This window comes from Mycobacterium sp. 5-140-3-2, assembly GCF_035666375.1.
GTDB classification, from domain to species: Bacteria; Actinomycetota; Actinomycetes; order Mycobacteriales; family Mycobacteriaceae; genus Mycobacterium; species Mycobacterium intracellulare.
On the sequence record NZ_CP142025.1, the window covers coordinates 3,461,343 to 3,474,783 of the forward strand.

13 protein-coding genes and 2 pseudogenes are annotated in these 13,441 nt (G+C 68.6%); 3 read left to right on the plus strand and 12 right to left on the minus strand.

Going from position 1 to position 13,441, the window contains the following annotated elements; genetic code table 11:
- Nucleotides 1-5 precede the first annotated feature (5 nt).
- Nucleotides 6-500 (plus strand): nitroreductase family deazaflavin-dependent oxidoreductase, encoded by a 495-nt coding sequence (locus P6281_RS15710; RefSeq protein WP_038536657.1) that lies wholly within the window; start codon nucleotides 6-8, stop codon nucleotides 498-500.
- On the opposite strand, the gene P6281_RS15715 is transcribed toward P6281_RS15710, so the two are convergent.
- The 3 genes from P6281_RS15715 to P6281_RS15725 are packed head-to-tail and all read right to left on the minus strand — an operon-like array spanning nucleotide 497 to nucleotide 2,463.
- On the minus strand, nucleotides 497-853 hold the full coding sequence (locus P6281_RS15715) for a DoxX family protein (protein WP_201408521.1): 357 nt from the start codon (nucleotides 851-853) through the stop codon (nucleotides 497-499). The two genes, P6281_RS15710 and P6281_RS15715, sit on opposite strands and share 4 nt — an antisense overlap.
- A gap of 9 nt (nucleotides 854-862) precedes the next feature.
- Entirely contained in the window at nucleotides 863-1,993 is a 1,131-nt protein-coding gene (locus P6281_RS15720) for an SPFH domain-containing protein (RefSeq protein WP_008257951.1), read from the minus strand.
- Between the two features lie 35 nt (nucleotides 1,994-2,028).
- Entirely contained in the window at nucleotides 2,029-2,463 is a 435-nt protein-coding gene (locus P6281_RS15725; RefSeq protein ID WP_008257952.1) for an NfeD family protein, read from the minus strand.
- Between the two features lie 56 nt (nucleotides 2,464-2,519).
- Here P6281_RS15725 and P6281_RS15730 point away from each other — a divergent pair, with 56 nt between their 5' ends.
- Nucleotides 2,520-3,464, plus strand: coding sequence for a hypothetical protein (locus tag P6281_RS15730; protein ID WP_008257954.1), 945 nt, complete (start codon nucleotides 2,520-2,522; stop codon nucleotides 3,462-3,464).
- Here P6281_RS15730 and P6281_RS15735 read toward each other — a convergent pair.
- The 3 genes and pseudogenes from P6281_RS15735 to fabG1 all read right to left on the minus strand — a co-directional run.
- A pseudogene (locus P6281_RS15735) lies at nucleotides 3,436-4,483 on the minus strand (ferrochelatase); the annotation flags it as partial. The gene P6281_RS15730 and the pseudogene P6281_RS15735 sit on opposite strands and share 29 nt — an antisense overlap.
- 6 nt (nucleotides 4,484-4,489) lie before the next feature.
- Nucleotides 4,490-5,299, minus strand: a complete 810-nt coding sequence (inhA, locus tag P6281_RS15740) for an NADH-dependent enoyl-ACP reductase InhA (protein ID WP_009953267.1) — start codon at nucleotides 5,297-5,299, stop codon at nucleotides 4,490-4,492.
- Between the two features lie 34 nt (nucleotides 5,300-5,333).
- Nucleotides 5,334-6,101, minus strand: coding sequence for a 3-oxoacyl-ACP reductase FabG1 (gene fabG1, locus P6281_RS15745; protein WP_009953266.1), 768 nt, complete (start codon nucleotides 6,099-6,101; stop codon nucleotides 5,334-5,336).
- Between the two features lie 148 nt (nucleotides 6,102-6,249).
- Between fabG1 and P6281_RS15750 the strand changes: the two genes are divergently transcribed.
- Entirely contained in the window at nucleotides 6,250-7,089 is an 840-nt protein-coding gene (locus tag P6281_RS15750; RefSeq protein ID WP_014942430.1) for a hypothetical protein, read from the plus strand.
- Between the two features lie 69 nt (nucleotides 7,090-7,158).
- Here the strand turns inward: P6281_RS15750 and P6281_RS15755 are convergent, their stop codons facing one another.
- The 6 genes and pseudogenes from P6281_RS15755 to P6281_RS15780 all read right to left on the minus strand — a co-directional run bounded on the left by P6281_RS15755 (nucleotide 7,159) and on the right by P6281_RS15780 (nucleotide 13,352).
- A complete protein-coding gene (locus P6281_RS15755) occupies nucleotides 7,159-8,166 on the minus strand; it encodes a VWA domain-containing protein (protein WP_008257965.1) in 1,008 nt (335 codons plus the stop codon).
- Nucleotides 8,167-8,173: 7 nt separating this feature from the next.
- Nucleotides 8,174-9,085, minus strand: a complete 912-nt coding sequence (locus P6281_RS15760) for a DUF58 domain-containing protein (protein WP_014380439.1) — start codon at nucleotides 9,083-9,085, stop codon at nucleotides 8,174-8,176.
- 38 nt (nucleotides 9,086-9,123) lie between these two features.
- Nucleotides 9,124-10,257, minus strand: a complete 1,134-nt coding sequence (gene moxR1 / locus P6281_RS15765; protein WP_008257970.1) for a chaperone MoxR1 — start codon at nucleotides 10,255-10,257, stop codon at nucleotides 9,124-9,126.
- A 122-nt stretch (nucleotides 10,258-10,379) separates the two neighbouring features.
- Nucleotides 10,380-11,114, minus strand: a complete 735-nt coding sequence (gene ripB / locus P6281_RS15770; protein ID WP_008257972.1) for an NlpC/P60 family peptidoglycan endopeptidase RipB — start codon at nucleotides 11,112-11,114, stop codon at nucleotides 10,380-10,382.
- 25 nt (nucleotides 11,115-11,139) lie between these two features.
- Nucleotides 11,140-12,577, minus strand: a pseudogene (gene ripA, locus P6281_RS15775) (NlpC/P60 family peptidoglycan endopeptidase RipA).
- Between the two features lie 202 nt (nucleotides 12,578-12,779).
- The gene (locus P6281_RS15780; protein WP_324738418.1) at nucleotides 12,780-13,352 is read right to left on the minus strand and encodes an Rv1476 family membrane protein; all 573 of its coding nucleotides are present in this window, start codon (nucleotides 13,350-13,352) and stop codon (nucleotides 12,780-12,782) included.
- Between the last annotated feature and the right edge of the window lie 89 nt (nucleotides 13,353-13,441).

Consider the following 13,441-nt stretch of genomic DNA (forward strand, 5'->3'; position numbering starts at 1 on the left):
GCAGGATGGGGAGCGTGCCACGAGATCAATCGTCTCCGCTCCCCGCCAAGCTCGCCGCACGGCTGCTACGGTCGCGCCACCTGATGCGCGCACCGATCTGGATCTACAAGGCCCGTGCGGGCGCGCTGTTCGGTTCGCGCATCCTGTTGCTCGAACACATCGGCCGCAAATCCGGAGCGCCGCGCCACGCGGTGCTGGAGGTCATCGACCACCCGTCCCCCGACACCTACGTCGTGGCCTCCGGATTTGGCCGAAAAGCCCAGTGGTTCCGCAACATTGCGGCCAACCCTCAAGTACGCGTCTACGCCGGCAGCCACGCGCCCAGGCCCGCCGCCGCGCGCGTCCTCGACCAACACGAGGCCGACCGCACGCTGGCCGACTACCGAACCCGCCACCCCAAAACGTGGGAGCGGATGCGCCCGGTGCTCGAGGACACGCTCGGCGCGCCGATCACCGACACGAATACCCCGCTGCCGCTGGTCGAGTTCAAGCTGGACTAACCCCGATCCGGGCCCTTGACCGTCATCGCGGCGAACAGGGCCAAAAACAGCGCGGCCGGAAGGCCGTTGACGACCTTGTCGCGCACCCGGACGTGCGCGCCGACCGCCACCACGAAGTACAGCGTCAGCATCGCCGTCGTCACCCTCGCCAGGACGGGGAAACGGGTGACCGACAGCAGGCCGACCGCGGCGGCCGCCTTCACCACCGGCAACACGGGCCGCACGTTCTCCGGCAGGCCCACGTCATCCAGCACCTTCTTGATTGGGGCCACCTGGACGCCGCACAGTACCGCGTCGACGGCGTGGAAGGCGCCAAGCGCCGCATAGGTCATGGGGGAGGTCAACGCACTCATCCCGCAATCCTATTGAGTCAGCTCGCCCGGGCCTTCGGCCGGCTGACGGGCGATCGCCTCCGCCTTGGCCACCGCCTGGGCGATCGCGGGGTCGGTTTCGGTGGAGAACCAGTCCGCGACGTCGGCGTCGTCGTCGGCGCTGTGCTTGGGCGCGTCCTCGACCGGCGAGGGCTGGAAGCGGAACACCCCGTCCTGGCCCGGGGTGCCCAGGAGTTTGGTGAATCCCTGCAGCGCCGCGCTGAAGTCGCTGGGCACCACCCACACCTTGTTGGCGTCGCCGCGGGCCATCTCCGGCAGCGTCTGCAGGTACTGGTAGGCGAGCATCTCAGGGGTGGGCCGGCCCGCCTTGATCGCGGCGAAGGTCTTCTCGATGGCCTTGGCCTGCCCCTGCGCCTGCAGGTAGGCGGCGGCGCGCTCACCCTGGGCGCGCAGCATCCGGGACTGCCGCTCGGCCTCGGCGCCCAGGATCGCCGCCTGCTTGGCGCCCTCGGCGGCCAGGATCTGCGCCTGCTTCTGACCCTCGGCCTCCTTGATGGCCGCCTCGCGCATACCTTCGGCGGTGAGGATCATCGCCCGCTTCTCGCGGTCGGCCTTCATCTGCTTTTCCATCGACGCCTGGATCGACGGCGGCGGGTCGATGCTGCGCAACTCGACCCGTGCGACCCGCAGGCCCCAGCGGTTGGTGGCCTCGTCGAGCACGCCGCGCAGCTGCCCGTTGATCTGGTCGCGCGATGTCAGCGTCTGCTCCAGCGTCATCCCGCCGACCACGTTGCGCAGCGTGGTGGTGGTGAGCTGCTCGACGCCGACGATGTAGTTGCTGATCTCGTAGACGGCCGCCTGGGGAACCGTGACCTGGAAATAGACGACGGTGTCGATGTTGAGGGTCAGGTTGTCCTCGGTGATCACCGGCTGCGGCGGGAACGACACCACCCGCTCACGCAGGTCCACCCGGGCCCGGATGCGGTCGATGAACGGCACCAGCAGTGTGAGTTGTCCGCTGACGGTGCGACTGTAGCGGCCCAGCCGTTCGATCACCGCGGCCTCGGCCTGCGGTATCAGCGCCACCGACTTGGCCACCACGACGATGGCGAAAATCACCAGCACCGCCAGCAGCACCAGACCAGCAACCGCACCTTGCATCGGAGTTCCTTTCTTTCGCAGCCGTTCTCGCGGCCCTACAGGCCGGCCTTGAAGACCACCGCGGTGGCGCCGTCGATCTGCATCACGGTCACCGGCTCGCCGGGTTCGTAGACGTCGTTCTCGTCGAGCGGACGCGCGGTCCACACCTGGCCGTCGAGCTTCACCTGACCGTTGTCGCGGGCCACGCGCTCGAGCACCAGCGCGGTTTTGCCCTCCAGCGCTTCGATTCCCAAGCGCGGCACGTTCGGCGTCAGCCGGCGCCGCAGCGGCGGACGCACCACCACCAGCAGCAGCACCGAGACGACCAGGAACACCGCGCCGTCCACCCACACCGGTGAATCCAGCAACCAACTCGTGAGGGCCGCGGCCAGCGCGCCCCCGCCGAGCATCACCAAAAACATATGGCCGGTGAGCGCCTCCGCACCGGCCAGCACCAGCGCGAATATTAGCCATAGCAGCGCGGCGTGCATGCGGCAAGGATACGCGTGATCCGCCTGTGCGGGGCAAAACAACTACACTGCGTCTGGTGTGGTGTCCCAGTGTTTCGCTGTCCCTGTGGGCCAATGCCTGGCTCGCGGGCAAGGCTGCGCCCGATGACGTCCTGGACGCGTTATCCGTTTGGGCGCCAAAGCAATCGGTGACCGCGTATGATGCCGTGGCGGCGGGTCATACCGGGCTGCCGTGGCCCGATGTCAACGACGCCGGGACGGTCACGCTGCTGCAGACTCTGCGCGCCGCGGTGGGCCGCCCCACGTCGACGCGGGGGGCGCCGCCCCTGATGCGCGGGACCATCAACGTGGTTTTGCCGGTACCCGGCGATGTGCGCGGCCTGGCCCCGGGAACGCAGTTCGAGCGGGACGCGCTGTCCGCCGGCGAGGCGATCATCATCGCCAACCCCCACAGCCCCGCTACCGCCGTCGGCCTGGTCCCCGAATTCTCCTATCAGGACGACGACGACACGCCCGACGACTACGAGACCGGCCTGGCCGAACTGTGCACGCTGACGTGGACCGTGTACTCGCTGCCCGGCGCCCCGATACTCGACCACTACGAGCTGGGCGACGCCGAATACACCCTGCGGTCCGCCGTGCGCTCGGCCGCCGACGCGCTGGGCACCATCGGGCTGGGATCGGCCGCGGCCGACGTCGACGATCCGCGGGGACTGGTCGAACAATTGCTGGAATCCGCACGGCAACACCGCATTCCGGATCACGCGCCGTCACGCGCGCTGCGGGTGCTGGAGAACGCCGCGCACGTCGACGCCATCATCGCGGTCAGCGCGGGGCTGAGCCGGTCCGACTCACCGGACCGTTTCGCCGCGCCCATCGCCGCCGGCCTCGAACCGCTCGGCACGCAGTCGTCGTCGGAGGCCCGCATCGCCAGCGACGCGCTGCGACCGCTGACCGCCGTGGTGCGTTCGGCGCGGATGGCCGCCGTGACCGCGATCCTGCATTCGGCCTGGGCGGACTAGTCCTGATAGCGGGCCGCACAGTGCGGCGGCTCGCAGGGCGCGCCGTCGACGCTGGCGAGGCAGCCGGGCACCGGGTCGGGACCGGTCACGCGTTCGGGCGCCCGGCCGTGGCGCAATTCGTCGATCAGGTCGACGGCCAGTTGCGCAAAACGCGGGTGGGCGTTGGGCGTTGACGCCCGCACCATGACGATCCCCGCGGCCTCGGCCTGTCCCGCCAACTCGTGGTCGAGGTCCCACACCACCTCGATGTGGTCGGCCACAAAACCGATCGGGCAAACGACGACGGCCGTCGTGCCCGCCTCCGCCAGGGCCGCCAGGTGGTCGGCGACGTCGGGCTCAAGCCACGGAACCTGGGGCGGCCCCGACCGCGACTGCCATACCAGGTCGTAGTCGGCGTATCCGGCGGCGGCCGCCACAAGGCTTGCGGCGTAGGCGACTTGCCGGCTGTACAGCCGCGGGCCCAGCCGCTCGTCGGCGGCCACCGGGATCGAATGCGCGGTGAACACCAGGCGCGCGCCGGGAACCTTTTCGGCCGCGTCTGTGATTGCCCTGGCGAACATCTCGACAAAAAGCGGGTGGTCGAAATACGGCCGCAGCTTGACCAATTCGGGTGCGTCCGGCCCGGCGGCGCGTCGCGCCCGAGCGATGTCCTCGACGTATTGGGTGCAGCTGGAATAGCCGCTCCACGCCGAGGTGGTGAACACCGCCGCTCGGCGAATCCCGTTGTCGCGCATGGTTGCGACGGTGTCTTCGACGTAGGGCTCCCAGTTGCGGTTGCCGAAATAGACCGGGATGTCCAGGCCGCGGTCGGTCAGTTCGGCGCGCAACTGCTCGATCAGCGCCAGGTTGATCCGGTTGATCGGTGACACCCCGCCGAAATGCAGGTAGTGCTCGGCGACGTGGTCGAGGCGTTCCGGCGGCACGTTGCGACCCCGGGTGACGTTCTCCAAGAACGGCCGCACCTGCTCGGGGCCTTCCGGCCCACCGAAGGACAGCAGCAGGACGGCGTCGAATTCCATTAGGCTCTAAAGCAATTGCGTGCTGGCGCCACCGTCGGCGTAGATGATGGTCCCCGTCGTCGCCGGCAGCCAGTCCGACAGCAGCGCGCACACCGTCTTGGCGACCGGTGTCGGGTCTTTCATGTTCCAGCCGATCGGGGCGCGCTGGTCCCAACCCTCCTCGAGCAGCTGCATCTGGGCGCCGGCCTCTTCGCCCAGCGCACCGCCGACGATCGCGCTCATCGCCAGGGTCCGGATCGGGCCCGCGGCAACGAGATTGGAGCGGACGCCGAACTTACCCGCCTCGCGCGCTACGAACCGGTTGACCGATTCCAGCGCGCTCTTGGCGACCGTCATCCAGTTGTACGCCGGCATCGCGCGGCTCGGGTCGAAGTCCATGCCGACGATCGAACCGCCGGGGTTCATGATCGGCAGCGTCGCCTTGGCCAGCGAGGCGTACGAATACGCCGAGATGTGAATGCCTTTCGAGACGTCCTCGTACGGCGCGTCGAAGAACGGGTTGATGCCCATCCCCGTCTGCGGCATGAACCCGATCGAGTGCACCACGCCGTCGAGCTTGTTGCCGTCGCCGATCTCGGCCGTCACCCGCTCGGCCAGCGAGTTCAGGTGCTCCTCGTTCTGCACGTCGAGCTCGATCAGCGGCGCCTTCTCCGGAAGCCGGTCGGCGATGCGCTGAATCAGGCGCAACCGGTCAAAACCGGTCAGCACCAACTGCGCCCCGGCCTCCTGGGCCGCTTTGGCGATGTGAAACGCGATCGACGAATCGGTGATGATCCCCGAGATCAGGATCCGTTTGCCGTCGAGCAGTCCAGCCATGTCCGTCCTTAGTGTCCGTATGTCGTATTTGAACTCAGTGGCCCATGCCCATGCCGCCGTCCACCGGGATGACCGCGCCGGCGATGTAGCTGGCGTCCTCGGATGCCAGGAAGCTGACCACCCCGGCGACCTCGGCGGCGGTGCCGACCCGCTTGGCCGGGATGAAGTCCAGCGCACCCGCCTGGATCCGCTCGTCGAGGGCACGGGTCATCTCGGTGTCGATGTAGCCCGGCGCCACCACATTCGCGGTCACGTTGGCCTTGGACAGCTCGCGGGAGATCGAGCGGGCCATGCCGATCAGGCCGGCCTTGGCGGCCGCGTAGTTGGACTGGTTGCCGATGCCCCAGCTGCCGGAGACCGAGCCGATGTAGATGATGCGGCCGAACCGCTTTTTCTGCATGCTGCGCGCGGCGCGCTGGGTCACCCGGAACGCCCCGGTGAGGTTGGCGTTGATGACCTCCTCGAACCGCTCCTCAGTCATCCGGATGAGGAATGCGTCCTTGGATATGCCGGCATTGGACACCAGCACCTCAACCGGGCCCTGGTGCTCCTCGACCTCCTTGAACGCGCGGTCGATGGCCTCGTTGTCGGTGACGTCGCACACGACGCCGAACAACCCCTCGGGCGCCCCGGATCCCCGGTGCGTGACCGCCACCTTGTGGCCGTCGGCGGCCAGCCGCTGCGCGATCGCCAGACCGATCCCCCGGTTTCCTCCGGTAACCAGGACCGAGCGGGCTACGAATGCGGGTCTGCCGTAGTCGGCAGCACTTTCGGTGGTGTTCTCGGTGGCCGTGTCAGTCACCCCGTCAACCTATCGCCTCGGCTCACGCTGGCCGAAACCTCCCCCGTTTCACCACGCGGCCGTAACGCCAGGGCGAAAAATCGCGCGGAATCCCGCCGTGGCGTTACGAGCGCGATCCGGTGTCGGTGTGACTCAGCACACTCTCGTCATGACCGACCCGTTCCTGGGCAGCGAAGCCCTGGCCGCGCGACTGATGTCGCGGCATGAGCTGCGGAGTCGTTACGTCGCCCTGCATCGCGATGTGTACCTGCCGAGGGATGCCGAACTGACGGCGATGCTGCGGGCCAAGGCGTGCTGGCTGCGATCGCGCCGAAGGGGCGTCCTGGCGGGCTTCTCGGCCTCCGCCATGCATGGGGCTCGGTGGATCGACCCGTCCCGACCCGCCGAGATCATCGATACCAATCGACGTCCGGCCCCGGGAGTACACGTCTGGGAGGAACGCATCGAACCGCACGAGATCACCGTCGTCGAGCAGATGCGCGTCACCACGCCGGCGCGCACCGCGCTTGACTTGGCACGTCGTCATCCCAGAGACATCGCGGTCGCCGCGATCGATGCGCTGGTGCAAGCGACGGAGCTGAAGATGGCCGACGTCGAGGTGCTCACGGACCGCTACCGCAGCCGCCACGGCGTGAGGGCCGCCAGGGCGGTTCTCGAACTGGTCGACGGCGGGGCTCAGTCCCCGAAGGAAACGTGGCTGCGTCTGTTGTTGATCGATGCCGGCTTCCCGCGGCCGCAGACACAGATCGCCATACGCAACGAATGGGGTTGGGCCGAGGCGTATTTGGACATGGGGTGGGAGGACATCAAGGTCGCGGTCGAGTATGACGGCGACCACCATCGGTCCCTGCGCACCCAATACGCCAAGGACATCGGCCGACTCGAGATGCTCGAGCGTTACGGCTGGATCGTCGTCCGCGTCATCGCCGAGCACCATCCCTCCGACATCATTCGCCGGGTGCGCGACGCCCGAAGCCGCCGCTTGTAACGCCAGGGCGAAAAATCGCGCGGAATCCCGCCGTGGCGTTACAAGCGGGCTCAGGGGGACGGCGAAGACTCAAGTCGGCAGGCGGCGGTTGATCAGCAGCGCCGCCAGCGCCGCTAACGCCAACACCAGCGCGCCCAGCCGCACCCAGCCCACGCTCGCGTCGCCCTTGATCGTCTCGTAGCCGATCTGCTGTTGCAGGGTCGCGTAGACGGCCTTCAGCTCCTGCAAAGACGCTGCGTTGTAAGCGTTTCCGCCCGAGAGCTGGGCCACCTTCTTGAGGGTCTCGTCGTCGACCGGCACCGGCTGGCGCTGGTCGTTGATCTCGACGAAACCATAGGGGGTGCCGAACGAGATCGTCGAGATCGGCACGCCCTGGTCCTTGGCGGTGCGCGCGGCGGTGAAGGCGCCCTTCGGGTTGTCGGGGTTGGTCGGCATCGTCTCCTTGCCGTCGGAGAACAACACGATGCGCGCCGGCGGCGGCTTGTCGCCGCCGCCGATCACCGCGCCGACCGTCGCGATGGCCTGCAGGGCGGTGAAGATGCCCTCCCCGGTGGCGGTGCGGTCGGCAAACTGCAGCTTGTCCAGCGCGGCCTTGGTCGAGTCCCGATTGGTCGTCGGCGACACCAACACCGTCGCGGTCCCCGCATACGCGATCAGTCCCAGGTTGATGCCCGGGGTGAGCTCGTCGGCGAACTGCTTGGCCGCCTCCTGGGCCGCCGCCATCCGGTTGGGTTGCACGTCGGTGGCGCGCATCGACTGCGACACGTCGATCACCAGCATCACCACCGCGCGGTTGCGGGGAATGCGGACGTCGTTCGTCGGGCCCGCCATCGCGATCGTGAACAGCACCAGCGACGCGACCAGCAGGATGGCCGGCACATGCCGCCACGTCGAAGGCCGTTTGGGCGCAACGCTTTCCAGCAGCTCCATGTTGGCGAACCGCAGCATGCGCCGCTGCCGCGCCAACTGCATCAGGATGTAGAGCGCGGCCAGGCCGAAGACGACCAACAGGAACAGGAAGAACCACGAATGTTCGAAGCCCGACAACGACATCGGGCCCAGGAGCGGCAGGCTCATATGCGAGTCACTGGCGCCCCGCCAATGCCCCGCGCCGGCGGGATTCCACGAACCGCACGATGTCGGCGATCCAGTCGCGGTCGGTACGCAGCGTCAGGACCGGGGCCCCGCAACTGCGGATGGTGCGCGCCACGTCGGCGCGGTGCGCCGCGGCGGCCTTGGCGAAGTCGTCGCGCAGCTGCGCGTCGATGGTGAACTCGCGGGTGACCCCGGACTCGGCGTCCTGCAGTACCACGTCGCCGATGTCGGGCAGTTCGACGTCGCGGGGGTCGAGCACCTCGATGGCCAGCACCTCGTGCCGGGCGGCGACCGCGCGCAGCGGGCGCATCCAGTTGATCGGCCCGAGGAAGTCGCTGATGATCACCGCCATACCGCGCCGGCGTTCCGGGCGGCGCAGCGCGTCGATCGCCGTCGCCAGGTCGCCGCGTACCCCGACCGGCGCGCGCGGCGTGGTGGCGATGGTGCGCAACAGCGTCTGCTCATGCTGGCGGCCGGAGCGGGCGGGCACCCGGGTGATGTTCGCGCCGGTGGACACGATCGCGCCGAGCCGGTTGCCGCCGCCGCTGTTGAGGAAGGTGATCGCGGCCGCGGCCGCCACCGCCAGGTCGCGCTTCTCGCACACCGTGGTGCCGAAGTCCAGGCTGGCCGACATGTCCACCACCAACCAGGTTTCCAGCTCGCGGTCGGCGATCATCTGCCGAACGTGGGGGTGGGTGGTGCGCGCGGTGACGGCCCAGTCCATGCGGCGGACGTCGTCACCGGGCTGATACTCGCGCGACTCCCCCGGCTCGGAGCCCGGGCCCGGGATCAGCCCGAGGTGATCACCGTGCAGCACACCGTCGAGCTTGCGTTTGACGGTGAGCTCGAGGGTGCGCAGCGCCGCCGACAGCTTCGGGTCATCGATCTGCCCGCGCTGCATCGACGGGGGATGGACAGCCGACCGCCCCTTGGGCCCGGTCACCGACCGCTGGCCGCGCCGGCGGGTTGCATCACCGGGGCCACCGAATGCCCTTGCTGCGGAACGGCATTCACCTGAGGCAGGGCGACCGTCTGCAGCACCCGGTTGATGACGATCTCCGGCGAGATCTCGTCGGCCAGCGCGTCGTAGGTGAGCACGAGCCGGTGCCGCAGGACGTCGGGAATGACGTCCACGACATCTTGCGGAATCACGTAGTCGCGGCCGCGGACCAGCGCCAGCGACCGGGAGGCGGCGATGATGCCCAGCGAGGCGCGCGGCGACGCACCGAACGAGATCCACGTCTTGACGTCGTTCATGCCGAGCTGTTCCGGATGACGGGTGGCGGTCACGACGCGCACCACATAGTCCACCAGCGCGTGGTGCACGAAGACGTTGGCGGCGATGTCCTGCAGTCGCAACAGGTCGCCGGTGTTGAGGATCTGCTTGGGCTCCGGCGGGCGCACGCCCATCCGGTAGATGATCTCGCGCTCCTCTTCCGGCGACGGATAGCCGACGTTGATCTTGAACAGGAAGCGGTCGCGCTGCGCCTCGGGCAGCGGATACACACCCTCGTGCTCGATCGGGTTCTGGGTGGCCATCACCAGGAACGGGTTGGGCAGCGGGAAGGTCTTGCCGCCGATCGAGACGTGGCGTTCCTGCATGACCTCCAGCAGCGCCGACTGCACCTTGGCGGGCGCGCGGTTGATCTCGTCGGCGAGCAGGAAGTTGACCACCACCGGGCCGAGCTCGGTGTCGAACTCCTCCTTGCCCTGCCGGTAGATGCGGGTACCGATGATGTCGGTGGGCACCAGGTCGGGGGTGAACTGGATGCGCGCGAACGTCCCGCCGACCACCCGCGCGAACGTCTCGACGGCCAGCGTCTTGGCGACGCCCGGCACACCCTCGAGCAGCACGTGGCCCCTGGACAGCAGGCCGACCAGCATCCGCTCCACCAGCTGGTCCTGGCCGACGATGATGCGTTTGACTTCGAAGATGGCGCGCTCGAGGGTCTGGACCTCGGCGGCCAGTCCGTTGCCCCCACCCGTCGGCGCTTCGTGAGCCGGCGAACCTGCTTGCCCGCCCGGGCCCGAGTAACCACTGGCGCCTGGCGGCGGCCCACCTGCTGCTGTCATCAAGAACCCTCCACGCTCAATCGGACACGACTGCCGGGCAGCGACGTGCCCTCGTCCAACTATTCCAGGCCTGCCGGTCCCCGTCGACGCTCGCCCGGCCGATGGGTCGCCGGCCCCCGCGATCAGTACTCGATGATCCTGGTCAGGAACGGCGTCATCCCCGGCTTACGAACCGGACTGACCGTAACCTTCCCGGCGCTGCCGGAGGCCTCCAGCATCTGGCCGTTGCCCAGGTACATGGTGACGTGCTGGCCGCCGTTCGGGCCGTAGAAGATCAGGTCGCCGCGCCTGGCCTGATCCGGCGGGATGTGGCGCCCGGCGTTGTACTGGTCACCCGAGAACCGCGGGATCAGCACGCCGACCCCGGCGAAGCCGTAGCGCATCAACCCCGAGCAGTCGAAGCCGGTGATGTTGGCCCCGTCGCCGACGCCCTTGCTGGGGCCGTCCAGCGAGCCGCCGCCCCAGGAGTAGGGCACGCCCATCTGCGACCCCATGCGCTTGATCACGTACTCGATGGCCTGCCGCCCGTAGACCCGCGGGATCTTGCCGCCGGGGTTGGAGGGGGTGGCCGCGCTGGGAGCGGGATCGCCGCCGATGTTGATGCCGAGCCCGCCCAAAAACTGCTTGCCCAAATTGAACGTGGTCTGGGTGGCCTGGGCGGTGGCCTGCAGCGAGGCATTGGCGACGGCGAGCGGATCGCCCGGGGCGCCGGCGCTGATCTGGGCCGGCAGGGTGGGATCCCACGCGCCCGGATCGGCCGCGGCCACCGGAGCCGGACCGGCCACAGAAAGCATCAGCCCGGTCACCACGGTGGTGATCCAGGCGAAGTTGATGAGACGGAATCGCTTGCGGCGCATGACTTCCCGTTCAGTTCTCACTGGATCACCATTCGATGTATCGGACCACGTAGGGGGTCATGCCGCTGGTGCGCACCGGGGCGACGCGAACCTTCAACCCGATGTCGGGAGCCTCGAGCATCTGCCCGTCACCGAGGTAGATCGTCACGTGCTGGCTGCCGCCCGGGCCGTAGAAGATGACGTCGCCGCGGCGCATCTGCGAGGACGGGATCTTGCGGCCGAGGTTGTACTGCGAGCCCGAGTAGTGGGGCAGCTTGATGCCCACCCCGGCGAACGAGTACAGGACCAGGCCCGAACAGTCGAAACCGGTGATGCCGGCCCCGGAGTCGATCCCCTTGCTCGGGCCGGCCGCGTTGCCGCCGCCCCAGGAGTAGGGCACACCGATCTGCGACATGCCGCGCCGGATCACGTACTCGGTGGCCTGCCGGCCGTACACCCGGGGAATGCGCCCCCCGACCCCGCCCGGCGCCGCGTTGGTGATGCCGGTGTCGTCGGGCTTGAGGATGCCCAGCTGCTGCAGGAAGTTGCGGCCGAGACCGGCGGTGACCTGTGTCGAGGTGGCCGAGATGCCCAGCACCTGGTTGATCACCGCGATCGGGTCGCCGGGGATGTTGGCGCTCGGGACCATCGGCAGCGTGGGGTCCCAGGCGCCGTCCCACTGGCGGGCCCCGGACGACGGCGCCGCCCCGCCGGGCGTTCCCGTCTCCCAGCGATCGCCCGACGCCGGGGAGCCGCCCGACCCTTGCCGGGCGGCGGCCTCCCGCTTGGCCGCCTCGAGCTTGGCCTGCGCCTGGTTCCGCTCGGCGGCCAGCCGGATCATGTCCTCGCGCTGCTCGTCGAACTTCTGCCGGGAATTGGTCAGCGCCGCCACGGCGGCATCCTGGCTGGACTTGGCGTCGGCGGCGGCCTTGTCGGCGTTCTGCTTGGCCAGCCGCGCCGCCGATTCCTTGTTCAGCTGCTCGGTGCGGGCCTGCTGCAGCTTGGCCATCACGGTCTGCGAACTGGCGGTCAGGCTCTTGGCGGCGGCCTCGGTGGCGATGATGTCGTCGGGGCTGCTGGCGGTCAGGTAGCTGCTCGACGGTCCGTTCATATAGGCGGCCGCGGCGAACGTGTTGAAGCGCTGCTGCGCGCCGGCGATCGCCGCGTTGGCGTCCTTGACCGCCTGCTGGCTGGTCTCCAGATCGTGTTGGGCGGTGGCCACGTTGTCCCGGGCGGTCTCCACATCGACGAGGGCCTTGTTGACGCTTTCCTGTTCGGTCTGAATTTCGGCGCTCAGGTTCTGCAGGCGCTGGTTGGCCTTGGCGACGTTCGGCGATCAGTGCCGCGAGATTGTCGGCGGCGGGGTCAGCCTCCGCCAGTCCCGGGGTGCACACCAAGAGGGCCACGCTCAACACCGATGGCACGACGGGCCGGAGCAATCTTGCGGTCGGTCGCGCGGAAGACCCCCAGCGTGTGCGTCTCATTCGACTAGGTCTCCTACGGCTCGACGCGACGGGCGGCGCCGGCCACAGCATTCTCGTAAGGCGCCAAAGACAACACCAGCATCATTTGCACCGTACGTCACACAGGTGGGCGTGCAAACGCTCCACCGAAATCGCACTCTCTACGTGCGTTTAATGTGACCGAACGGTGACCTGGCCCGTTTGCCGAATTAGCCGCGAGTCGTCAGGACCCGGTGTTGGCCTCGGCGTCCTCAGCGGTCGCCGACCCGTCCGAGGTTGCTGAGCGCTCGCCGCGCACCTGCAGCAATCGGGTGCCGACGGCCGCGGCGAAGACCGCGATCAACAGGAAGATCGTCAGGCCGGTCCAGGGAAACTCGGGCGTGTCGAGCTCGTGCAGGAAATGTTGCGCCGAGACCACAGGGTTGCCCGTCTTCGCGATGTCCTCGCCGGCCTCGAGGGTGACGCGCGGGAACTGCGTGCTGTAGCTGCCGACGTAACTCGGGCTCAGCGTCAGGACGGTGGCGTCGTGGTAGTCGGCGCCGACCACGGTCGAGATGTCGCGCAGCGGGGTGTCGTTCGGGGGGTTGTGGTCGAGCAGCACGATCTTGAGGTTGATGCCGTCGGCGTGCGCCTGGTTGACCACCTCGAGCAAACCGGGCATGACCGCCGGTGGCGCGCTGACCCCGGTGGCGGCGACCTGGGCCTTGATCATCGTCATGTCGACGTCCACCGGAATGTAGGCGGGAAGGACCGGAACCGTTTGCGGCGGCGGTCCGAAAGAAACGTGCCCGGTCATCTGCGCCTCCTGCGGTAGTGCTAGAGGCACCGTACGCGACGCGCGGGCGCCGCATCGCGCCCGGCGCCGATCGCGCCGCGTTCATCCCG